Source organism: Candidatus Methylomirabilota bacterium (genome assembly GCA_035315345.1).
In the GTDB taxonomy this organism is placed as follows: domain Bacteria; phylum Methylomirabilota; class Methylomirabilia; order Rokubacteriales; family CSP1-6; genus CAMLFJ01.
This window is the reverse complement of the sequence record DATFYA010000074.1, coordinates 40,300-61,492: the sequence shown is the minus strand read 5'-3', so window position 1 is coordinate 61,492 and position 21,193 is coordinate 40,300. Positions and strand designations below refer to the sequence as shown.

Genomic DNA, 21,193 nt, shown 5'->3' with positions numbered 1-21,193 from the left:
GGAGGTGATGACGATGGCGATCACCAGGCCGATGGCGGCCCCGATGGGCACCGAGAAGGACAGCGCCCCCACCCCCGCCAGCAGGAGCACGCGCAGGATCTCCTCGGTGGCATACGCGACCGAGGAAAGATTGTCGGAGGCGAAGACGGCGAGACCGGTGACCTTCCCGAGCCGCTCGTGATGGGCCTGAGCGGTGGCGATGGGCCGGCCGACGAACCACCGCTTGAGCTTGGGCAGGTTCATCGGAGATGGAACGGAACGTCCACGACCACGATCCCCCTTCGAAAGAGCAGCGCCCCCTTGATGAGCAGCGCGGTCTGGTTGTGGAGGAGGTGCTGCCACCAGCGCGAGGGCACGAACTCGGGGATCACGATCGTGACCACGTGGTTCTCGCCGAGGGCGAGCAGGTGGTTGACGTAGTCGAGAAACGGAGCGAGGAGCGATCGGTACGGCGAGGTCAGCACCACCAGGGGCACGCCCAGCCCGAACTTGCCCCACTTCTCCTCCAGGCGGTGGGTGCGCTCCGGATCCAGCTCGACGTAGACCGCCTTGGGCGAGCCGGAGAGGGTCTGGGCGTAGCGCAGCGCCGCGACCACCCCGCGATGGAGGTCGCCGACCAGGACCAGCACGGTGTGATCGATCGGCGGGGCGCCGGGGAAGTGATCGAGCGAGAGCTGGCGGGCCACGTCCGCGTAGTGCCGCCGGATCATGAGGAACAGGACGACCAAGATCGGGATCAGCAGCACCACCATCCACGCGCCGTGACTGAACTTGGTAGCCGCGATCACCAGCATCACGACCCCGGTGGTGGTGGCGCCCACCGCGTTCAAGCCCCAGCGCCACCACCAGCCCGCCTCGCGGCGGGTGAGCCAGCGCCGCACCATGCTGGCCTGCGAGAGCGTGAAGGAGACGAAGACGCCGACCGCGTAGAGCGGGATGAGGGCGTGGGTGGCCCCGCCAAAGAGCAGGATGAGCAGGGCGGCGAGGCCGCCCAGGATCAGGATCCCGTTGGAGAACACGAGCCGGTCGCCGCGGGTGCCGAACTGCCGGGGGATGAAGCCGTCGCGGGCCAGGAAGTAGGCGAGGCGCGGGAAGTCGGCGAAGGCGGTATTGGCCGCGAACACGAGGATCAGCATCGTGACGACCTGGATCTCGTAGTAGAGGAGGCCGCCCCCGAAGATCTGCCGAGCGAGCTGCGAGACCACCGTTTCCTCGGTGCGCGGCATCACGTGGAAGTGGCGCGCCAGGAACGTGATGCCGGTGAACAGGGTGATCAGGATGATGCCGAGCCAGGTCAGGACCGTGCGGGCGTTGCGGGCTTCGGGCGCGCGAAACGCGGGCACGCCGTCCGAGACCGCCTCGACCCCGGTGAGCGCGGCGCAACCCGACGCGAACGCGCGGAGGACCAGGAAGATGGTGAGATCCTGGCTCATCGCCACCGCCTCCAGTGGAGGCGGCGTCGCCTCCCACCCCGCGATCCACCGGACGAACCCGTAGGCGAGCATCCCGGCGAAGCTCACCACGAACAGGTAGGTCGGCACCGCGAAGAGCGTGCTCGACTCGCGGAGGCCGCGCAGGTTCCCGGTGGCGATGCCGGCGACGAACACCACCCCGAGCAGAATCCGGTAGTCGTAGAGCGCGGGAAATGCCGAGGTGACCGCGGCCACGCCGGCGGCCACGCTCACCGCCACCGTGAGCACGTAGTCGATGAGCAGGGCGCCCGCGGCCACCAGCCCCGCCAGCGTGCCGAGATTGTCTTTGGTGACGATGTAGGCGCCGCCGCCCATCGGATAGGCCAGGATGGTCTGACGGTACGAGCTCACCACCACCGCGATGAGCAACGCGATGGCGATGCCGATCGGGATGGAGTATCCGAGCGCGGCGGTGCCCGCGAGCACCAGGACCAGCAGCACTTCCTCGGTGGCGTACGCCACCGAGGACAGCGCGTCGGAGGAGAAGACCGCGAGAGCCGACGTCTTCGAGAGTCGCTCGTGCCTGGCCTGCGCCGTGGCGAGCGGAGACCCGACGAACAGCTTCTTGACCGCGCTGATCTTCACCCGGGGCGGCCTCTGGAGCCCTTACGCTAGAGGCGGAGCCGCCCGGGTGTCAAGCATTCGCGGCCAACGCCGATCGCTAGCCGGTGCGGCCGGTCTCCTTCCCGCGCTCGGAGCCCTCCCGCGGCTCGACGGCGGCATCCGGACTTTCCACGCCCTTCTTGAACTCGCGAATCGCCTGTCCGAGCGAGCGGCCGAGATCCGGGATCCTCGACCCGCCGAACAGCACCAGCGCGATGAGCAGGATCAGCATCAACTCCTGAACGCCCAGACCGAACATGTCCGTCCTCCTGCGTCGAGAGACACCCCTGGAGGCGGGCGCGACGTCCACCCGCGCGACCACCGCGTGGCGAGGAGGCTATGGGCGAGGCGGCGCGCGGACGCGGACGCGCGCGGCGGCGACCGGCGAGCCGGGCCGAGAGGCGCACGCGGCGACCGCGGCGAGGAGGATGAGGACCGGCCCCCAGTCGGCGGCCGGATCCAGTACCGCCGGCATCTGCTCGGCGAGCAGCCGCGGCAGGAAGTCGCCGTCGCTGTCGTCGAAGTAGCTCGGCGCCGACGCGACGTCGATCGACAGGACGGTGGCGGCCGCGGCCAATCCGACATGGAACAGGACCAGCAGGATCACCAGCCGCGCGCGCCGGCCCGACATGCCGCCGAGACTACGGCGTGGGCCATCGCGTGTCAAATTCGGTGCCGAAGCGTCTCGGGCGGTGCGATGCTTGGGGCGATGCCGCCATCGTCCGTGCACCCGGGCGTTCGACTCCCGGGCCTGACATCCGCCTGCTTCCCGGAGGGCGCCATCACCGTGAAGCGCACGCGCGCCTGATCCGCGGTCGCTCCATCGCCTTGTGAGCGACCTCCACGAGTTCGTCGGCCACTGGGGCTACGTCGCCATCTTCGTGGTGGTCGTGCTGGGCAACGTCGGACTGCCCGTGCCCGAGGAGACCATCCTCGCGCTCGCCGGCTACCTGGTGTGGCGCGGCAAGCTCCGCCTGTCGCTGGTCCTCGTCGTAGGCATCGTGAGCGCGGTGGTCGGCGACAACATCGGCTACTGGCTCGGACGCCGCTACGGCCAGAACGCGTTGCCTCGGTACGCGCTGTGGGTCCTCGGCCATCCCGAGCGTCTCGGGAACATGAAGGCGTTCGTGGCGCGGCGAGGTCCCGTCGCGGTGTTCGTCGCTCGCTTCGTTCCCGGGATTCGCTTCACCGCGGGTCCGCTGGCTGGCGCCCTCGGGATGTCGTTCGCCTCGTTTCTCGCCGCCAACGTGGCGGGGGCGGTGGTGTACGTGCCGGTGGTGGTCGGCGCCGGGTATGCGGTGGGCTACGGCTTCGGCGCCTACGTGGAGCGCCTCCGTTACGTGGTCGGAGAGGCCGAGCGGATCGTGCTCGTGGTCGTGCTGCTGACGCTGCTGGCCGTCATCGGGGTCCGCATCGTCCAGACGATCAACCAGCGCCGGACGAGCTGACGCCGGGGCGGGCCGGCCCTGCCGGACCGGCCGCCGGGCGCCACCCTCAGTGCGACTTGGCCTCGCCGAAGCCGTCGGAGCCCTGCAGGCGCTCCGCGGTCCCCGGAATGTAACGCTGCTCGAGCTCCTGGAAGTGCGCCACCCGCGCCATCACGTGGTGGCTCTCGGTGGGATGGCCGACCTTCTGGCGCTCGAGGGTCCACTGGGCCTGCTCTTCGTTCTTCACCAGCTCCTGCATGAAGTTCCAGACCGAGTACATCGCGGCGTGGGCTCCGAAGAGGGTGATGAAGATGAACTTGTAGCCGAGCTCGCCCAGCTCGCGGAACGTCAGCGGATCGGCATCCTTGTGCCAGCGGAACGACGACGAGTAGTTGAAGGCCAGCGGCAGGTCCGGATGCGTCTGCCTCATGGCGCGCGCGAACTCGATGGCCGGCCCGCGCTCGGAGCCCGACAGCTCCGCCCACACCAGGTCCACGCCGGCGTCGGCGTAGGCGCGGCCCCGCCAGATCGCCTCCTCCATGCTGCCGCCCACCGCGCCGTAGGCGTCGGTGCGGGCGATGATCACGAAATCACGGTCGAGCCGGTCACGCTCGGCGATGGCGGCCCGGTACTTGCCCAGCGCCTCCTCGCGCGACACGACCGTCTTGCCCGCGATGTGGCCGCAGCGCTTCGGGAACCGCTGGTCCTCGAGGTGGATGCCCGCGACCCCGGTCTTCACGAACTCCTGCACGGTGCGGAGGGTGGAGAGTGCATTGCCGTACCCGTCGTCGGCGTCGGCAATGATCGGCAGCTCGACCGCGCTCGCCACCATCGAGGCCGCCTTCGTGACCTCGGTCATCGTGAGGAAGCCCATGTCGGGCCAGCCGTTGAGCATGGCGAGCGAGTAGCCGCTGAGATAGATCGACTTCATGCCGGCCTGCTCGGCGATCCGGGCGTCGAGGGGCGAGTAGATCCCGCCGGTGAACAGATAGGGCTCGTCCTTCAGCAGCCGCCGAAACACCTGACCCTTGGATTCCATGCCGCCTCCTTCAGGCTCTCGCGGGCTGAGCCGACGGGATCGCCGGGGCCCACGGCAGCTCCAGCAGGGTCTCGGCGCAGGTCGAGCAGTAGGTGGTCGACTCGAGCTGATACGAGCAGGCCGGGCAGCACGCCGCTCCACATTCGATGCAGCCGAGATGGTTGAACGCGAACTCCACTTCCGTCCCGCAACGACACTGTCCCGCCATGCACTCCTCCTTGACCACGAGATGAGCCAAGGAGGAATCAAGAGTCGTTCCAGCGATTCAAGTGCTCGTTCTATTGGACCTGTGCAGCAAGATGTCACTGTAAAAGGGACACACACGTCTCATAAATAGTCAGGCCATTGTTGCGTATTGCCAGATAACATGCCGCCGCCATGGCAGATTTACGATGCCATCTGGTGAGTCATTGCCGACTCACTACTGAGTCTACTGCGACTCTTTCTTGTATTTCCTCGGACTTATCGAGTGCTTGGAAAGCAAGCGATGGAAATTGCGGCGCGTGATCCCGGCTTTCTGCGCCGCCACCGACACGTTCCCCCGGGCCTCGGAGAGGAAGCGGGCCACCGCTTCACGCTCGAACATCGAGATGACCCGCTCCTTGGCCTGGGCGAAGCCCTCCTTCGTGGTGACCTGGATGGAGCCCGATTCCTGAAGATAGAGCGGCAGGTGTGTGACCTCCACCTGCTGGCTTTCCGAGAGCACGACGGCGCGCTCGATGATGTTCTCCAGCTCGCGCAGGTTGCCCGGCCAGGCATACCGCCGGAGCTGATCGAGCGCGTCCTGGGAGAACCGGTCCACCTTCTTGTTCACCTTCGCCTCGGCCTTTCGCAGGAAGTGATAGGCCAGGACCGGAATGTCCTCGCTCCGCTCCCGGAGCGGGGGCAGCACGACCGTGAAGGCGTTGAAGCGGTAGAACAGATCCTCGCGGAACTCGGCGGCGGCGAGCGCCTTCTCGAGATCGCGGTTGGTGGCCGCGATCACCCGGACGCGGACTTTTCGGGTAATCACGTCTCCAACCGGCTTCACCTCGCCGGCCTGGAGCACGCGCAGCAGCTTGCCCTGCATCTCGGGCGGCATGTCGCCGACCTCGTCGAGGAAGATGGTGGCCCCGTCCGCCTTCTCGAAGAGGCCGGCCTTGTCGGCCACCGCGCCAGTGAACGCCCCGCGCTTGTGACCGAACAGCTCGGACTCCATCAGCGAGGGGGTCAGCGCGGTGCAGTTCACGGTGACCAGCGGCTTGTCGCGCAGATTCGAATAGCGGTGGATCGCCCGCGCCACCAGCTCCTTGCCGGTGCCGGACTCGCCGCGTATCAGCACGGTGGTCGGAGTCTGGGCGACCCGGATGATCTGCTCGGCCAGCTCCCGCATCTTCGGGTTCTGCCCGATGATGAAGTCGCCGTCCGCCTTCGCCTGCAGCTCGCGCAGCATCAGGGAGTAGCGGTCCTCCAGCTCCTCGCTGCGCTTGCGCTCGGCGAGGAGGTCCCACATGAACTTCGCGCTCGCCCCACCCATGACCTCGGTGCCGGACGGCTTCAGGCGCTGGATCGCGGCCTGGACCTCGGCACTGCCGGTGACGTCGATGATCAGGTCGACGCGGGGATCGGCGATCAGCTCCCGCAGCTCGGTGCTCACCGCGATGTTGAGGCGCCGGGCCAGCTCGATCCCGGGCGCCCAGGGGTTCACGTCGGCGATCCCGACGATGGTCACGGTGGGGTCGCCGCTGAACATCTCGAGCAGGGCTCGCCCGCCCTTGCCGGCTCCGACGATGACGACCTTGGTCATCCGGGAACTCGCTCCGGAGCGCGCCGGCCCGGAGGTCGGGCTAGAAGGGCTGGGCCTCGCGCTTGGCGAGGCGCTCGAACGAAGCGTACTCGGGGATGAACGTCACCTGGACCTTGCCGGTCGGCCCGTTGCGCTGCTTGCCGATGATGACGTCGGCGACCCGATCGCCCTCCTCCGACTGCAGGCCGTAGCGCTCCGGCCGGTACAGGAAGAGGATCACGTCGGCGTCCTGCTCCAGCGCGCCGGACTCCCGCAGGTCCGACAGCTGGGGCTCCTTGCGCTCGCGGGTCTCCACCGCGCGGGAGAGCTGTGACAGCGCCACCACCGGGACGTTCAGCTCCTTGGCCAGGGCCTTGAGCGAGCGGGAGATCTCCGAGATCTCCTGCTGGCGGTTCTCCTGCTGGTGACGCCCGCGCATGAGCTGGAGGTAGTCGATGACGATCAGGTCGAGCCCGTGCTCGGCCTTCATGCGCCGCGCCTTGGCGCGCGCCTCCAGCACGGTCAGGGCGGGCGAGTCGTCGATGTAGACCGGCGCTTCCGCGAGCCGCCCCGCCGCGTTGGTGAGGCGCGTCCAGTCGCGCGGGTCGAGGTAGCCGGTGCGCACCTTGTGCGAGTCCACCTTGGCTTCGGAGCAGAGCAGCCGCTGCACGAGCTGCTCCTTCGACATCTCGAGGCTCAGCACCAGCACCCGCTTGTGGTCCTCGACCCCCGCGTACTTGGCGATGTTGAGCGCGAAGGCGGTCTTGCCCATCGACGGCCGGCCCGCGATGATGATGAAGTCGCTGGGCTGGAAGCCCGAGGTCATCCGGTCGAGCTCGTCGAAGCCGGTGGCGAGCCCGGTGATGTGCTCCTTGCGGTCGTAGAGCTTCTCGATGTGCTCGAAGGTGTCCTTCAGGATCGCCCGCACCGGGAAGGCCGAGCCCTGCATCCGCCGCTCGGAGATCTGGAAGATCAGCCGCTCCGCGTCGTCGAGGAGCTTGTCCACGTCGTCGCGGGCCTCGTAGCTCTGCCCGATGATCTCGGTGGCGATGCGGATGAGGTCGCGCAGGAGCGCCTTCTCGCGAACGATGGCCCCGTAGGAGAGCAGGTGGGCCGCGGTGGCCGCCTCCTCCACCAGGCTCGCGAGGGCCGCCGGCCCCCCGACCTCTTCCAGCGACGCGTTCCGCTTGAGCTCCTCCGAGACGGTCAGCAGGTCCACCGGCTCGTTGCGCTCGAAGAGCGCGAGGGTGGCGTCGAAGATCTTGCGGTGGCCTTCCTTGTAGAAATCGGCCGCCTTGAGCAGCTCGATCGCCTTGGGAAGGCTCTCCCGCTCCAGCAGGATCGCTCCCAGGACGGCCCGCTCGGCCTCCAGGCTGTGGGGAGGAATCTTGGAGGTCAGCAGGTCGGTGAGCGTGGCCACGGCTACTCGCGCGAGACGGACACCTTCAGCTGGGCGGTCACGTCGGCGTGCAGGCGGACCGGCACCGTGAACTCGCCGAGGCTCTTGATGGGCTCGTCGAGCCCGATGCGGCGGCGCTCCACCTCGATGCCGTGCTGGGACAGGAACGCGGCCAGGTCGGCCCGGCCCACCGAGCCGAAGAGGCGCCCCTCGTCCGAGGCCTGCCGGCGCTGGGAGAAGTGCAGGGCCTCGATGGCGTGCGCCTGCCCCTGGGCGTCGGCCTTCAGCTTGGCCGCCCGGGAGTCCTGGCGCGCCTTGATCTGCTCGAGGTTCTTCAGATTGGTCGCGGTCGCGTGCAGGGCCAGCTTCTGGGGCAGCAGGAAATTCCGCGCGTAGCCGTCCGAGACATCGCGGACCTCGCCGCGCCGGCCGAGGGTGGGCACGTCGTCCATCAGAATGATTTTCATTACCCGTTCCCCGATGGGCCTCGTGTCACTCCGAGGTTTGGGCCAGGAGCGCGACGGTGCGAGCGCGGCGGACGGCGCGGGTGAGCTGCCGCTGATGCCGGGCGCAGCTGCCGGAGATGCGGCGCGGGGTGATCTTGCCGCGCTCCGAGACGAAGTTGCGCAGGCGGCGGATATCCTTGTGGTCGATCAGATCGACGCGATCGACGCAGAACTTGCAAACCTTGCGACGTCCGAACCGGCGCCGCTTGACTGGCTTCGATGCTGGCGGAATGGCTTGTTCCTCCTGTTGAAGCTAGAAGCTAGAACGGGACCTCGTCGTCGCCGTCTCCCCCACCGCCGGCTTCAACCGGCTCGGGCACCGCGGGCGCGCCCGCCGTCTTGCCGCGACCCATGAACTGCACCCGTTCCGCGACGACCTCGACCACGCTGCGCTTCTGCCCGTCCTTCGTCTCCCAGTCGCGCGTCTGCAGCCGCCCCTCGACCATGATCGGGCTACCCTTGTCGAGGTACTCGCCGCAGCTCTCGGCCTGCTTGCCCCACACCACCACGGTGAGGAAGCAGGTCTCCTCGCGCTTCTCTCCGCCCTGGGTCGTGTAGTTGCGGTTGACGGCCAGCCGCAGGTCCGCCACCGCGGTACCGCTCGGGGTATACCGAAGCTCGGGCGTGCGCGTCAGGTTGCCGATCAAGAACACCCGGTTCAGGCTCGCCATCAGACGACCTCCTCCACCGCCGGGGTCTGCGGCTTGGGCGCCGACCGGATCCGCTTGCGCACGGGCACGCGAGTCGTGAAGTGCCGGAGTACCTGCTCGTTCAGCGTCAGCTGGCGCTCGTACTCCTTGACGACCGCCGGCACCGCCTTGCACTCGATCACCGCGTAGGTGCCTTCCCGCTGCTTCCGGATCTCGTAGGCGAGCCGGCGCTTCCCCCAGCTCTCGGCCTTCGTGACCTCGCCGCCGAGGGAACGGAGCGTCTCCTGCAGCTTGGTCAGGAGCGCGGTCACCTCCTCTTCGGTGGGTCGCGGGTCGAAGATCAATAGGATTTCGTACGGATACAAACCACTCACCTCCCCAGAATTCAGCGCTTGTCCCGATTGAAAGCGCTTAACGTTACCAGAGCCTGCCGCGAAAGACAATCTCGGGTCAAGAGTGGACGAAATAGCACGGCCCTTGCCGTCTCCGGCAAGGGCCGTGGGTCTCGCGCGATACGCCTTAGAAATCCCCGTGAGGCATCGGCGGGGCCGCCGCCGGCTTCTCTTCGGGCAGATCGGTGATCAGCGCCTCCGTGGTCAGCAGGAGCGAGGCCACCGACGCCGCGTTCTCCAGCGCCACCCGCTCCACCTTGGTGGGGTCGATGATACCGGCCTGGATCATGTCCACGAACTCGAGCGACTCCGCGTCGAAGCCGCGGTTCACCACCTTCTCGGCCTTCACCTTCTCGACGATGACGCTGCCCTCGAGCCCCGCGTTCTCCACGATCTGACGGATGGGCTCCTCGAGCGCGCGCCGCACGATGTGCGCGCCGACCTTCTCGTCACCCTCGAGCTTCAGGGCGTCGACCGCGCTGGCCGCCCTCAGGAGCGCGACGCCCCCGCCGGGCACGATGCCTTCCTCCACCGCGGCGCGGGTCGCGTTCAGCGCGTCCTCGACGCGGGCCTTCTTCTCCTTCATGGCCGTCTCGGTGGCGGCCCCTACCTTGATGACCGCGACGCCGCCGGCCAGCTTGGCCAGCCGCTCCTGCAGCTTCTCGCGATCGTAGTCCGAGGTGGTCTCCTCGATCTGGGCCCGGATCTGCTTGATACGACCTTCGATGGCCGCGGTCTTGCCCGCGCCCTCGACGAGGGTGCTATTGTCCTTGTCCACCACGATCTTCTTGGCCTTGCCCAGATCCTCGAGCTTGATGTTCTCGAGCTTGATGCCGAGGTCCTCGGTGATGGCCTTGCCGCCGGTCAGGATGGCGATGTCCTCCAGCATGGCCTTGCGGCGGTCGCCGAAGCCGGGGGCCTTCACCGCCGCGGTGTGCAGCGTGCCGCGCAGCTTGTTGACGACCAGGGTGGCCAGGGCCTCGCCCTCGATGTCCTCGGCGATGATCAGGAACGGCTTGCCCGAGCGGGCCACCTGCTCGAGCAGCGGCAGCATGTCCTTCATGACGCTGATCTTCTTCTCGTGGATCAGGACCAGCGCGTCCTCGAGCACGCACTCCATCCGCTCCGCGTCGGTGACGAAGTACGGGGAGAGGTAGCCGCGGTCGAACTGCATGCCCTCGACCACGTCCAGCACGGTGTCCGCCGACTTCGACTCCTCGACGGTGATGACCCCGTCCTTGCCCACCTTCTCCATCGCCTCGGCGATCAGGTTGCCGATCGTCTTGTCGTTGTTGGAGGCGATGGTGGCGACCTGCGCGATCTCCTTCTTGTCCTTGGTCGACTTCGACATCTTTTTGAGATCCGCGACCACCGCCTCGACCGCCTTGTCGATGCCGCGCTTCAGCCCCATGGGGTTGGCGCCGGCGGTGACGTTCTTCAGGCCCTCGCGCACGATGGCCTGGGCCAGCACGGTGGCGGTGGTGGTACCGTCACCCGCGATGTCGGAGGTCTTGGACGCCACTTCCTTCACCATCTGGGCGCCCATGTCCTCGTAGTTGTCCTTCAGCTCGATCTCCTTGGCGACGGTCACCCCGTCCTTGGTGATGGTCGGGCTGCCGAACTTCTTGTCGATGACCACGTTCCGGCCTTTGGGGCCCATGGTCGCCTTGACGGCCGCCGCCATGATGTTGACCCCGCGGAGCAGGGCCGCGCGTCCCTCGTCACTGAACATGACCTGCTTCGGCATGCTGATTCTCCTCCTCGACGTTCGATGGAATTGACCGCGGCGCCTCCTGGGAGCCCGGTCGGGTTGAATTGCTGGATCGCGCTACGGTTCCGGCTACTCGATGATCGCGAGCACGTCCTCCTCGCGGAGGATCAGGTACTCCTCGTCGTCCAGCTTGACCTCGGAGCCGGAGTACTTGCCGAAGAGGATCTTGTCGCCGGCCTTCACGTCGAGCGGCACCTTCTTGCCCTCGTCGTTCACCTTCCCGTTCCCGACCGCGATGACTTTCCCCTCCTGGGGCTTCTCCTTCGCGGTGTCCGGGATGATGATGCCGCCCTTCTTGACCTCCTTTTCCTCTTCGCGCTTCACGAGGATTCGGTCGTGCAACGGACGAATCTTCATAGCCAACTCGCCTCCCGATAGTAAGATGTTGGGCCTTGCGGCGAATCCCGCGCCTGGGAGCCTTAGCACTCAACCAAGGCGAGTGCTAATATAGCAGCGCTTTCGGTGGTGTCAAATGGAAAAAATTACTATTTCCTAACTACTTAGGAATACTCACGATGACGTCTGCGAATGAGAAGCCGGCGGTCCTGATCTCTCGACTCCTTCCGGAGCCGGCGGTCGCGCTGGCCCGCAGCCGCGCGGCCGTGGATGCATACGACCAGGACGCGCCCATGCCCCGCGCCGAGCTGCTGAAGCGCCTCCGCGAACGGCAGGGGCTGATCTGCGTCATCAGCGAGGCCATCGATCAGGCGCTGCTGGACGGCTGCCCGAAGCTGCGCGTCGTCTCCAATGTGGCGGTGGGCTTCAACAACGTGGACGTGGCGGCCTGCACGAAGCGCGGCGTCGTGGTCACCAACACCCCCGACGTGCTCACCGATACCACCGCGGACTTCGCCTGGACGCTCCTCATGGCCACCGCGCGTCGGCTGGTGGAGGCCGATCGCTACGTCCGCGAGGGCCGGTTCACGCAGTGGGAGTACATGCTGCAGCTGGGGCGCGACGTCCACGGCAAGACCCTGGGCGTGGTCGGTTTCGGCCGGATCGGCCGGGCGATGGCCCGCCGGGCGCTCGGCTTCGGCATGCGCGTGCTCTACCAGGATGCGGTGGCCGCGGATGCGGCGACGGAGCGCGAGCTGAACGCCAGCCGGGTCGACCTGGCCACACTCCTCCGCGAGTCGGACTTCGTGAGCCTCCACACTCCACTCATCCCCGAGACTCGGCATCTCATGAACCGGGAGACCTTGCGCGCCATGAAGAAGACCGCCTTCCTGATCAATGCGGCGCGCGGCCCGGTGGTGGACGAGGCAGCGCTGGTGGAGGCCCTCCGCGAGGGCTGGATCGCCGGCGCGGGTCTCGACGTCTTCGAGGAGGAGCCGACGGTCCATCCCGGCCTCATCGGGCTCACCAACGTGGTGCTGGCGCCGCACATCGGCAGCGGCTCGCTCGAGACCCGGCTCAAGATGGCCACCCTGGCGGTGGAGAACTGCCTCGCGGTGCTGGAGGGGCGGACGCCACCCACCCCGGTCAATCCCGAGGTGCTGGCCCGGCGCTAGCGGTGGACCTGCTGGTCCTCGACCAAATCAGCAAGCGCTACCGGCCCGCCCAGCCGCCCGCGGTCGACCGCCTGTCCGTGCACGTCGCGGAAGGCGAGATCGTCGCGCTCCTCGGACCATCGGGCTGCGGCAAGACCACCACGCTTCGCCTGATCGCCGGTCTGGAGACCGCCGACGCGGGCACCATCACCCTGCGCGGCCGGGTGGTCACGGGCCCCGGGCGCTTCGTCCCGCCCGAGGAGCGCGGCATCGGCATCGTGTTCCAGGACTACGCATTGTTCCCCCATCTCACCGTCGAGGACAACGTGGGTTTCGGGCTCCCGCGGCCCGGACGCCACGGGCGCCGGGCGCGCACCGCGGAGGTGCTCGCCCTGGTCGGGCTCGACGGGCTCGAGTCGCGCTACCCGCATGAGCTGTCGGGCGGCCAGCAGCAGCGCGTGGCCCTCGCCCGCGCGCTGGCTCCGGCGCCTGCCTTGATGCTGCTCGACGAGCCCTTCTCGAATCTCGACACCGACCTGCGCGCGCAGATGCGGGAGGAGGTGGAGCGGATCCTCCGCGAGACCGCGACCACCGCGGTGTTCGTCACGCACGATCAGGAGGAGGCCTTCACGCTCGCCGACCGGGTGGGAGTGCTCCGGGCCGGCCGCGTCGAGCAGATGGCTTCGCCCCAGCAGGTCTATCACCGCCCCGCGACCCGGTTCGTCGCCTCCTTCGTGGGGGCCGCCGATTTCCTCGCCGGCGTGGTCGGCCGCGAGGGAATCGTGACCGAGGTGGGCACCTTCGCCAACGTCGATCGGCTCCCCGAAGGCCAGCCGGTCGAGGTGATGATCCGGCCGGACGCCATCTCGTTCGTGCCCGAGCCGAGCGGCGCCGGGACCATCACGCGCCGCTACTTCCGCGGCTCGGCGACCGTCTACTGCGTGCGCCTGCCGTCGGGCTACCGGGTGCACTCCTCGCAGCCCTCGACCTCGATGCTGCCGACCGGGACGCGGGTCGCCCTCTCCGCCCACGTCCCGCACGTGGTGGCATTCCCCGCCGCCGTCGCCACGAGCGGCGGTTAGCGGCGGCTCGTCAGGCGGATCAAGAGCATCACCGGCAGCAGGCCGGCACCGACCAGGGTCAGCGCGGGCACCGCCGCCTCCTGCCACATCGCCTCGGACGTTCGCTCCCAGATCTCCACCGACAGGGTATTGAGACCGATGGGCCGGAGCAGCAGGGTGGCCGGCATCTCCTTCATCGTCTCGACGAAGACCAGCGCCGCGGCGGTGAGGACGCCCCCGCGCATGAGCGGCAGGTGCACGCGGCGCAGGGCGGCTCCCGCGCGCGCCCCCAGCATGCGCGCGGCATCGTCGAGGGCGGGCGAGATCTTGCCGAGGCTCGCCTCCACCGTCTGCAGCCCCACCGCCAGGAAGCGGACGACGTAGGCGACGATCAGCCCGGCCGCCGAGCCGGTGAGCAGGAGGCCGAGCGGGCGGCCGAGGGCGCGCTCGAGCGGCGGCACCAGGGCGTGGTCGGCCCACGCGAGCGGCAGCAGGACCCCGACCGCGATCACCGCGCCGGGGACCGCGTAGCCCATGGAGGCCAGCTGCGTGGCCAGGCGCACCGAGCCGCCGCCGTCGAGCCGGCCCGCGTAGGCGAGCAGCACCGCCAGCGCGCAGACGACCACGGCCGCGCTGGCTGCCAGGAGACCGGTACGGCCCAGGAGTGCGGCGAAGTCGGGCGCGATCCGACCGGCCCGTATCACCGCCACCGCCCACCACCCGAGCTGACCCACCGGGAGCAGGAACGCCAAGAAGAGGACCACGCCGCAGCAGGCGGTGGCCGCGGCCGCGCGCCAGCCGTGAAGCGCCCGCGGCTCGACGGTGGCGGTCCCGCGCGCGGCCTGGGTGAACCGGGCGCGGCCTCGCGCGCGGCGCTCGAGGAGCAGCAGGGCGAGCGCGAACAGGAGCAGGACGCTGGCGAGCTGGGTGGCCGCGATGCGGTCGAACATCCCGTACCAGACGCGGTAGATCGCCTCGGTGAGGGTCCGGTAGCCGAAAATAGCCACCGTGCCGAAATCGGCGAGCGCCTCCATCATGGCCAGCGCGACGCCGGCGGCCAGCGAGGGCCGCGCCATCGGCACGGTGACGCGCAGGAACGCGCCCCAGCGGGAGCGCCCGAGGCTGCGCGCGGTCTCCACCACCGCGGTGCCCTGCTCGCGGAAGGCGACGCGGGCCAGCAGGTACACGTACGGATAGAACACCAGCGTCATCATCAGAGCCACGCCGCCGAGGGACCGAAGCTCGGGCAGCCGCGCGCCGGGTCCCCACCAGCCGCGCAGCCCGGTCTGGAGCGGCCCCGAATACTCGAAGAGCCCGAGGAACGCGAAGCCGATCACGTAGGCCGGCACGGCCAGGGGGAGGATCAGCGCCCACTCGAGCGCCGAGCGGCCGGGAAACCGGTGGTGCACGACCAGCCAGGCGAGGCCACCGCCGACGATCAGCGTGCCCGCCCCCACCCCGACGAGGAGCCACACGGTATGGGCGATCAGCTCCAGGAGCTGGGTCCGCCAGAGGTGCAGCCAGATGTCGCGTGAGGGCGCCGCGAGCGCGGAGAGCACGACCGCGATGGGCACCGCGAGCGTCGCCGCGATGCCCACGGCGAGCCAGGACCACAAGGCCGGCCTCGCCGGCCGCAGCGCGAGCATGCGGTCAGCGAGGCGGGATCGACACGTCTACTTGTAGCCCGCCCGATCCGCCAGCCGGGTCGCGGCCGCCTGGTACTCGCCCGCCGCGGCCACGTTGGTATCGTCCTGCTTGAACGTGCCCCACTTGGCGATCACCGGATTCACGCCGGCCTGCGGATTGGCCGGGTACTCGAAATTGGAGTCCGCGAACATCTGCTGCGCCTCGGGACTCGTGAGGAACTCGATCAGCTTGATGGCGGCCGCGCGGTTCCTGGAATGCGCGGTCACCCCGGCGCCCGAGATGTTCACGTGGGTGCCCGGCGTCGGCTGGTCGGCCCAGAAGGCGGCCACCGGGAAGGCCGCGTCCTTGGCCACGATTCGTCCGAGATAGTACGTGTTGGTCAGGGCCAGGTCGCACTGGCCGGCCGCGACCGCCTCCAGGATCTTCGTGTCGCCGTTGATCAGGGTCGGGTTGTTGGCCACCCAGCCGCGCACGATCGCCTCCGCCTTCGCCTCGCCGCGGCGCTTGATCATGGTGGCGATCAGCGACTGATTGTAGATGTGGGTCGAGGAGCGCAGGCACAGACGGCCCTTCCACTTGGGATCGCCGAGCGCCTCGTAGGTGGACAGCTCCTCCGGCTTCACCTTCGCGGTGTTGTACATGATCGTGCGGGCCCGCACGGTCAGGCCGACCCACCGGTTCTCGGGATCCCGCAGGTGCGCGGGCACGTTGGCCGCGATCTCGGGCGAGTCCACTTTGGACAACAGCCCGGCGCGCGCCGCGTTCCAGAGATTGCCGGCGTCGACGCTGATGAGCACGTCGGCCGGCGTCTTGTCACCCTCCGCCTTCAGCCGCTCGAACAGCGGCCCGGACTCGCCGCCGAAGCTCTTCACCTGGATGCCCGTCTTCCTGGTGAAGGCCTCCATGGCCGGCTCCTGCCCGTAGTGGGAGCGCGCCGAGTACACCGTCACCGCCGCACTCTGTCCGCTCGCCGCCGGCATCCCGACGGCCAGTGCGAGCCCTGCCGCAAGCATGATCGTCCACGCTCGCCTCGTCCGAGGTGTCGCCATGGCCCCGCCTCCTGGGGTGCTTCGTGGAAGACTGAAACGAGGTGTGAGGCTACCCTAATGAACAAGATGTGTCAAACCTAATTCACGAGACGTTGGCGGCGTCCGCCGCGAGCGGCGATCAGGCGGACTGTCGAGCGCTATCGAGACCGACCGCCCGCTCGAGCCGGCGGGCCAGGCGCTCCCGCCGATGCTCGAACGCGGCGAGCACGCGCTCGGACGCGCGATGGCGCCGGGCCAGGTCGAGCGCCTCCTCCACGACCAGGCGGGCGGCGGCGAGGTCGCGCCGGCGATGCTCGTGGACCTTGGCGATCTCCTCCCACGGGCGCGGGTCGAAGTCACGAGGTCCCCGGGCCGCGGCCTCCCAGAGGGCGCGAGCCTCGTCCCAGCGCTCGCGTCGCTTCTCGCCCTGGGCCAGGCGCAGCAGGAGCCGCTCGCGCGACGGGGTCGGCAGCCCGGCGTCGAGGGCCATGCGGTAGCAGGCGAGGCTCCGCGCAGGCTCGCTCGCCTCCAGCAGCCGGCCGAGGCCGGCCAGGGCCTCCGGCTCCAGATCGGGCACCGGCGCCCGGGTGATCGCGTCCGCGACCCAGCCGGTGAGCGCGGCCAGCGAGAGGATGTCGTGCCGGTTGTGCTCGAAGACGCGCGGGAGCGCGTGCGGCTGCTTGCGTCGCAGGTACTCGAAGTACACGGTCGGGATCAGCGCGCCGGGCAGATCGTGCTCGCGCGCGAACCGCAGCGCGTGCTGCTCCACCGTGCCCAGCCGGCAGTCGGCCAGCCGCGCGCTCCACAGGCGCCGCGCGGCGCCCAGCAGGTCGACGTGGAAGACCTCCTCGCCGGGAAAGCGCCGACGGCCGAGCACGAAGCGCGTTTCCAGCAGCGGGAGATCGAAGCCGCCGCCGTTGTACGTCACGAAGCCGTCGAACCGCCGGAACATCGTCTCCAGCGCGCAGAGCAGCGCGGGCTCCTCGTCGAGGTCGCGCATGAAGAACTGCCGCACCTCGAAGTCGTCGCCGTCGAAGAAGCCGACCCCGACCAGAAAGGCGTAGGTGCCGGTGCCGCCGGCCAGGCCGGTGGTCTCGGTGTCGAGATAGAGGAGACGGCGGCCCTCCGCCGGCGCGGCGCCCGCGCGGGCCAGTAGGGCGAGCGCCGGCGAGGCCGCGTCGCGGGCGGCGAGCAGCGACTGGGCCCCGTGGCGATGGTCCACCGGGAACCGCCGGCGCACCACCAGGAGCCGGCCCCGCTCCGTCTCCTCGATGGCGCCCTCCAACAGGTCCTCGATGGTGGCGCGTGCCCGCGGCGGAGACGCGGCCGGGCTCGAGGCGCGGGTCTTGGCCTCGATGCGGCGGATGATCCGGGTCAGCTCGGTGAGATCGCGGCCCAACGGAGCGGGCGGTCAGCGCCGGCGCACGAGGCGCTGCAGGATCGCCAGGGCCACCGGCTTGGCTTGACGGCCCACCTCGTTCACCGGGCCGGCGCAGGACGGGCAGCCGCTACGGCAGCCGCAGGCCTCGAGCGTCTCGAGCCCGCGGGCGAGCAGGTCCGGGAGCACCTCGAAGATGCGCTCGGCCAGGCCGATGCCGCCGGGCTGGTTGTCGTAGAGGTAGATCGTCGGCGTGAAGGTCTCGCCCTGGAGCAGCTGCGCGCGCATGGTCTCCCGCGTCACCACCTGGCCGGCCTGGGCGGGCGAGCCGTCGCCGAGCCAGGAGCCGACGTCGCGGATGTCGCAGAGCAGGAAGATCGGAGCCAGGTGGTGTAGCAGGTGGGTGAGCGCGCGCAGCCCGTCGACCAGGTCGTCGCGGCGCGAGGAGATCTGGTCGAGAAGTCCCGGGTCGAGGGTCAGCCACGCGCTGGTGGTCTGCATCTCCTGCTGCGGCAGCTCGACCTCGCCCGAGCCCACGTTCTCGAGCGTACCCATCTTGATCTTCTTGAAGCCCACCACCTTCTCGGCGACCAGCACTTCGCCCTGCTCGGCGAGCAGGCCCGGCGTCTCCTGGCGGCCGAAGCGCTGGAGGATCCATACCCCCTTGGCGGTGATCGCGTCGGTGAAGTAGTCGACGACCACCTTTTTCACGTAGGCGACCTTCTCCTCGTCCTCGCGATAGTGGAGCTCCTGTACCTCGAAGGGCTCGCCCTCCACCATGTAGATCGCCTTGGGATAGATCATGGCGAAGGCGCTCTTCCAGTCCACCTCCGCGATGATCTGGCGCCGCTTCACCTGCTGAGCATCGCGCGCGGTGGTGTCGATGACCAGGAAGTTGTCGGAGGTCACCGTGCGCAGGGAGATGTGGTCGGCCGGGTAGGTCTCCGAGCTCCAGTGGAAGTGCTCGCCCGCCCGGTGCAGCACGCCCTCCTCCTCGAGCGCGGCCAGATGCGCCGACACGTCGCCCCCGAAGGGCTCGTCGGCGCCCAGGGGCAGCTCGAACGCCGCGCACTTGACGTGGTTGATCAGGATGAAGGGGTTCTCGGGATTCACCCGCGCGTGCTCGGGCGGCGCGCCGAACAGGTAGTCGGGATGCGCGGCCAGGTACTGATCCATCGGGGAGCTCGTCGCCACCATGACCGCGGCGGACTCGCCGCTGCGCCGGCCCGCGCGGCCCGCCTGCTGCCACATCGAGGCGATGGTCCCGGGGTAGCCCGCGAGCACCGCCAGGTCGAGATGCCCGATGTCGATGCCCAGCTCGAGCGCGCTCGTCGCCACCACGCCCAGCACGTCGCCCGAGCGGAGCCCGCGCTCCACCTCGCGGCGCCGGAGCGGCAGGTAGCCGCCGCGATAGCCGCGCACGATCCCGGAGTCGCCGGTCTTGTCCTCGACCTCCTTCTTGATCGAGGCCAGCACCACCTCGGTGGAGAGCCGGCTCTGACAGAACACGATGGTGGCGACCTTCTGCTTGAGGAAGCGCGCGGCCAGCCTCGACGCCTCGCCGAGATACGGCGCGCGGATGCCCAGGTCGGGGTTGATCACCGGCGGGTTGTAGACCATGAAGGTCTTCTCGCCGGTGGGCGCGCCGCTCTCGTTCAGCTCCGCCACCGGCTCGCCGGTCAAGCGCTGGGCCAGATCGCCGGGATTGGCGATGGTGGCCGAGGCCATGATGAACTGCGGAGTCGCGCCGTAGTGACGGCAGATGCGCTTGAGCCGGCGCAGCACGTTGGCGAGGTGGCTGCCGAAGACGCCCCGGTAGGCGTGCAGCTCGTCGATCACCACGTACTTCAGGTTCTGGAACAGGTTCACCCACTTCGTGTGGTGCGGCAGGATCCCGGAGTGCAGCATGTCCGGGTTGGTGAGCACCAGGTTGGCCCGCGCGCGTACCGAGCGCCGCGCGTCCTGCGGGGTGTCGCCGTCGTAGGTGAACATCCGCATGTCGGGCAGCGACTTGGCCAGCTCGGTCAGCTCGGCGAGCTGATCCTGCGCGAGCGCCTTCGTGGGGAAGAGGTAGAGCACGCGGGCTTCGGGCTGCTGCACCAGCGCCTGCAACACCGGCAGGTTGTAGCAGAGCGTCTTGCCGGAGGCGGTCGGGGTCACCACCACCAGGTGCTCGCCCTTGGCCGCCGTCTCGAAGGCGCGCGCCTGATGCGAGTAGAGCTGCTCGATCCCGCGCGCCTTCAGCGCCTCCACGATGCGCGGGTCGAGCGAGGAGGGAAACGGGGCGAAGACCGCGGGCCGGGACTCGAAGTGGCGCACCGCGGTGATCAGCGGACCGGTCTCGAGCGACGTCAAGAGCTCGTCGAGGAGCTCTCGGATTTGCATGGCGCGCTCATCCTATGTTTAGTGAGCGAGATTTGTCAAATTTTGCAGATGCCGACGAACTTCACAACTTGTGAAGCGACATCAACAGCTTACCTTGACAGCTTCACGAGGCATTTCTATACTCCGCCCCATCGACGGGCCTGCCAGCCCGGAAGGGAGGATGCAGCCGTCGCGGAAAGTTCCTGGCGCGTTCACGTCTTCAGAGCGGAAGCATCGGGCCGCTGAGGAGAACCGAATGATCCGAAGGATCGTCTCTACGGTGTCGTGCTTGGCAGTCGCAATCCTACTCGTCGCCTCTCCCGCCTTCGCGCAGACCCCTGCTCCCGCCGGAATGAAGATGTACGCGTTCAGCTCCGGAGGGCTGACGATCGCGAAGAGCGCTCTGCAGTCGGGAGCCTCCACCAACCCGATCACCGTCCCGGTCGGCTTCTTCGTCGTCCGGCACCCGAAGGGCAACTTCCTGTTCGACACCGGGAACAACGACAAGATCATCAGCGACCCCAGCTACTGGGGGCCGTTCATCAAGGGCCTCACTCCCGAGCGCGGTCCGGACGTGGCGATCGATACCCAGCTGAAGAAGATCGGGCTCAGCCCCGACGACATCAAGTACGTGGCGGTCGGCCACATGCATCTCGACCACGGCGGGAACGTCTGCAAGTTCCCCAAGGCGACCCTCCTCGTCCAGAAGGACGAGATGAAGAACGCGGCCTGGCCCGAGCCCGGCACCGCCGGTCCCTACATCCCCGGTGACGTGGCGTGCCTCCGCAACGACCTGGGCGAGGCGCTGCCCAACAAGTTCAAGATGGAGCAGCTGACCGGCGATCTGGACGTGTTCGGCGACGGCAGCGTCGTCGTCAAGAACTGGCCCGGCCATACTCCGGGCAGCCAGATGGCGATCGTCCGCCTGCCCAAGACCGGCACGGTCGTCCTCACCAGCGACAACGTGTACTTCTCCGAGAACGTCACCAAGAACCTGCTGCCCGACATCTCGCTCGCGTACTATCCCGCCGGAATCCTGAACGCGTACGAGTACATCCGGATGCTGCAGGGGCGCGAGAACGCCAGCTTCATGACCGCGCACGATCCGGACGGCCCGGCCGGCAAGGCCCGTTCGACCAAGGCGCCCCAGATGTTCGAGTAGGCGGACTCCGGGTCGGAGATCCTGAACTAGCCCGCGCCG

General features: G+C 68.7%; 22 protein-coding genes. 4 read left to right on the top strand and 18 right to left on the bottom strand.

Annotation, left to right across the window (positions count from 1 at the left end; all coding sequences use genetic code 11):
- The 4 genes from VKN16_09320 to VKN16_09305 form a co-directional block, all read right to left on the bottom strand.
- Positions 1 to 243, bottom strand: a 243-nt coding sequence (locus VKN16_09320; protein ID HME94400.1) for an amino acid permease, incomplete at its 3' end; no start/stop codon positions are given.
- Positions 240 to 2,057: an APC family permease gene (locus VKN16_09315; protein HME94399.1), complete on the bottom strand. Its 1,818-nt coding sequence runs from the start codon at positions 2,055 to 2,057 to the stop codon at positions 240 to 242. The genes VKN16_09320 and VKN16_09315, both read right to left, overlap by 4 nt.
- Before the next feature lie 76 nt (positions 2,058 to 2,133).
- Positions 2,134 to 2,334 carry a twin-arginine translocase TatA/TatE family subunit gene (locus VKN16_09310; protein HME94398.1) on the bottom strand — a complete coding sequence of 67 codons (201 nt, stop codon included), beginning with the start codon at positions 2,332 to 2,334 and terminating at the stop codon, positions 2,134 to 2,136.
- 78 nt (positions 2,335 to 2,412) lie between these two features.
- Positions 2,413 to 2,706, bottom strand: coding sequence for a hypothetical protein (locus VKN16_09305; GenBank protein HME94397.1), 294 nt, complete (start codon positions 2,704 to 2,706; stop codon positions 2,413 to 2,415).
- A gap of 199 nt (positions 2,707 to 2,905) precedes the next feature.
- Between VKN16_09305 and VKN16_09300 the strand changes: the two genes are divergently transcribed.
- A complete protein-coding gene (locus tag VKN16_09300; protein ID HME94396.1) occupies positions 2,906 to 3,523 on the top strand; it encodes a DedA family protein in 618 nt (205 codons plus the stop codon).
- Positions 3,524 to 3,569: 46 nt separating this feature from the next.
- Here VKN16_09300 and VKN16_09295 read toward each other — a convergent pair whose 3' ends face one another.
- From VKN16_09295 to groES, 10 genes are all read right to left on the bottom strand, one after another.
- Complete coding sequence (locus VKN16_09295; protein ID HME94395.1) at positions 3,570 to 4,541, bottom strand: isocitrate lyase/PEP mutase family protein; 972 nt, start codon at positions 4,539 to 4,541, stop codon at positions 3,570 to 3,572.
- Positions 4,542 to 4,551: 10 nt separating this feature from the next.
- A complete protein-coding gene (locus tag VKN16_09290; GenBank protein ID HME94394.1) occupies positions 4,552 to 4,749 on the bottom strand; it encodes a hypothetical protein in 198 nt (65 codons plus the stop codon).
- A gap of 222 nt (positions 4,750 to 4,971) precedes the next feature.
- The gene (locus VKN16_09285) at positions 4,972 to 6,327 is read right to left on the bottom strand and encodes a sigma 54-interacting transcriptional regulator (protein ID HME94393.1); all 1,356 of its coding nucleotides are present in this window, start codon (positions 6,325 to 6,327) and stop codon (positions 4,972 to 4,974) included.
- 40 nt (positions 6,328 to 6,367) lie between these two features.
- Positions 6,368 to 7,726 (bottom strand): replicative DNA helicase, encoded by a 1,359-nt coding sequence (gene dnaB, locus VKN16_09280; protein HME94392.1) that lies wholly within the window; start codon positions 7,724 to 7,726, stop codon positions 6,368 to 6,370.
- A gap of 2 nt (positions 7,727 to 7,728) precedes the next feature.
- Complete coding sequence (gene rplI, locus VKN16_09275) at positions 7,729 to 8,172, bottom strand: 50S ribosomal protein L9 (protein ID HME94391.1); 444 nt, start codon at positions 8,170 to 8,172, stop codon at positions 7,729 to 7,731.
- A gap of 25 nt (positions 8,173 to 8,197) precedes the next feature.
- Positions 8,198 to 8,443, bottom strand: coding sequence for a 30S ribosomal protein S18 (rpsR, locus tag VKN16_09270; GenBank protein ID HME94390.1), 246 nt, complete (start codon positions 8,441 to 8,443; stop codon positions 8,198 to 8,200).
- Positions 8,444 to 8,471: 28 nt separating this feature from the next.
- Positions 8,472 to 8,882 carry a single-stranded DNA-binding protein gene (locus VKN16_09265; protein HME94389.1) on the bottom strand — a complete coding sequence of 137 codons (411 nt, stop codon included), beginning with the start codon at positions 8,880 to 8,882 and terminating at the stop codon, positions 8,472 to 8,474.
- On the bottom strand, positions 8,882 to 9,235 hold the full coding sequence (gene rpsF, locus VKN16_09260) for a 30S ribosomal protein S6 (protein HME94388.1): 354 nt from the start codon (positions 9,233 to 9,235) through the stop codon (positions 8,882 to 8,884). The genes VKN16_09265 and rpsF overlap by 1 nt, the downstream gene beginning before the upstream one ends.
- Before the next feature lie 145 nt (positions 9,236 to 9,380).
- A complete protein-coding gene (gene groL / locus VKN16_09255; GenBank protein HME94387.1) occupies positions 9,381 to 11,000 on the bottom strand; it encodes a chaperonin GroEL in 1,620 nt (539 codons plus the stop codon).
- Between the two features lie 93 nt (positions 11,001 to 11,093).
- Positions 11,094 to 11,381: a co-chaperone GroES gene (gene groES, locus VKN16_09250; protein HME94386.1), complete on the bottom strand. Its 288-nt coding sequence runs from the start codon at positions 11,379 to 11,381 to the stop codon at positions 11,094 to 11,096.
- Between the two features lie 158 nt (positions 11,382 to 11,539).
- On the opposite strand from groES, the gene VKN16_09245 reads away from it, so the two are divergent.
- Both VKN16_09245 and VKN16_09240 read left to right on the top strand, forming a co-directional pair.
- Positions 11,540 to 12,535 (top strand): D-glycerate dehydrogenase, encoded by a 996-nt coding sequence (locus VKN16_09245; GenBank protein HME94385.1) that lies wholly within the window; start codon positions 11,540 to 11,542, stop codon positions 12,533 to 12,535.
- A 2-nt stretch (positions 12,536 to 12,537) separates the two neighbouring features.
- Positions 12,538 to 13,596, top strand: coding sequence for an ABC transporter ATP-binding protein (locus tag VKN16_09240; protein ID HME94384.1), 1,059 nt, complete (start codon positions 12,538 to 12,540; stop codon positions 13,594 to 13,596).
- Here the strand turns inward: VKN16_09240 and VKN16_09235 are convergent.
- The 4 genes from VKN16_09235 to VKN16_09220 form a co-directional block, all read right to left on the bottom strand.
- Positions 13,593 to 15,221, bottom strand: coding sequence for an iron ABC transporter permease (locus VKN16_09235; protein HME94383.1), 1,629 nt, complete (start codon positions 15,219 to 15,221; stop codon positions 13,593 to 13,595). The genes VKN16_09240 and VKN16_09235 overlap by 4 nt on opposite strands.
- 27 nt (positions 15,222 to 15,248) lie before the next feature.
- Complete coding sequence (locus VKN16_09230; protein ID HME94382.1) at positions 15,249 to 16,235, bottom strand: extracellular solute-binding protein; 987 nt, start codon at positions 16,233 to 16,235, stop codon at positions 15,249 to 15,251.
- 154 nt (positions 16,236 to 16,389) lie between these two features.
- On the bottom strand, positions 16,390 to 17,649 hold the full coding sequence (locus VKN16_09225) for a ribonuclease H-like domain-containing protein (GenBank protein ID HME94381.1): 1,260 nt from the start codon (positions 17,647 to 17,649) through the stop codon (positions 16,390 to 16,392).
- 12 nt (positions 17,650 to 17,661) lie between these two features.
- Entirely contained in the window at positions 17,662 to 20,013 is a 2,352-nt protein-coding gene (locus VKN16_09220; protein ID HME94380.1) for a DEAD/DEAH box helicase, read from the bottom strand.
- A gap of 331 nt (positions 20,014 to 20,344) precedes the next feature.
- Here VKN16_09220 and VKN16_09215 point away from each other — a divergent pair, with 331 nt between their 5' ends.
- Positions 20,345 to 21,154 (top strand): N-acyl homoserine lactonase family protein, encoded by an 810-nt coding sequence (locus VKN16_09215; protein HME94379.1) that lies wholly within the window; start codon positions 20,345 to 20,347, stop codon positions 21,152 to 21,154.
- Positions 21,155 to 21,193 lie beyond the last annotated feature (39 nt).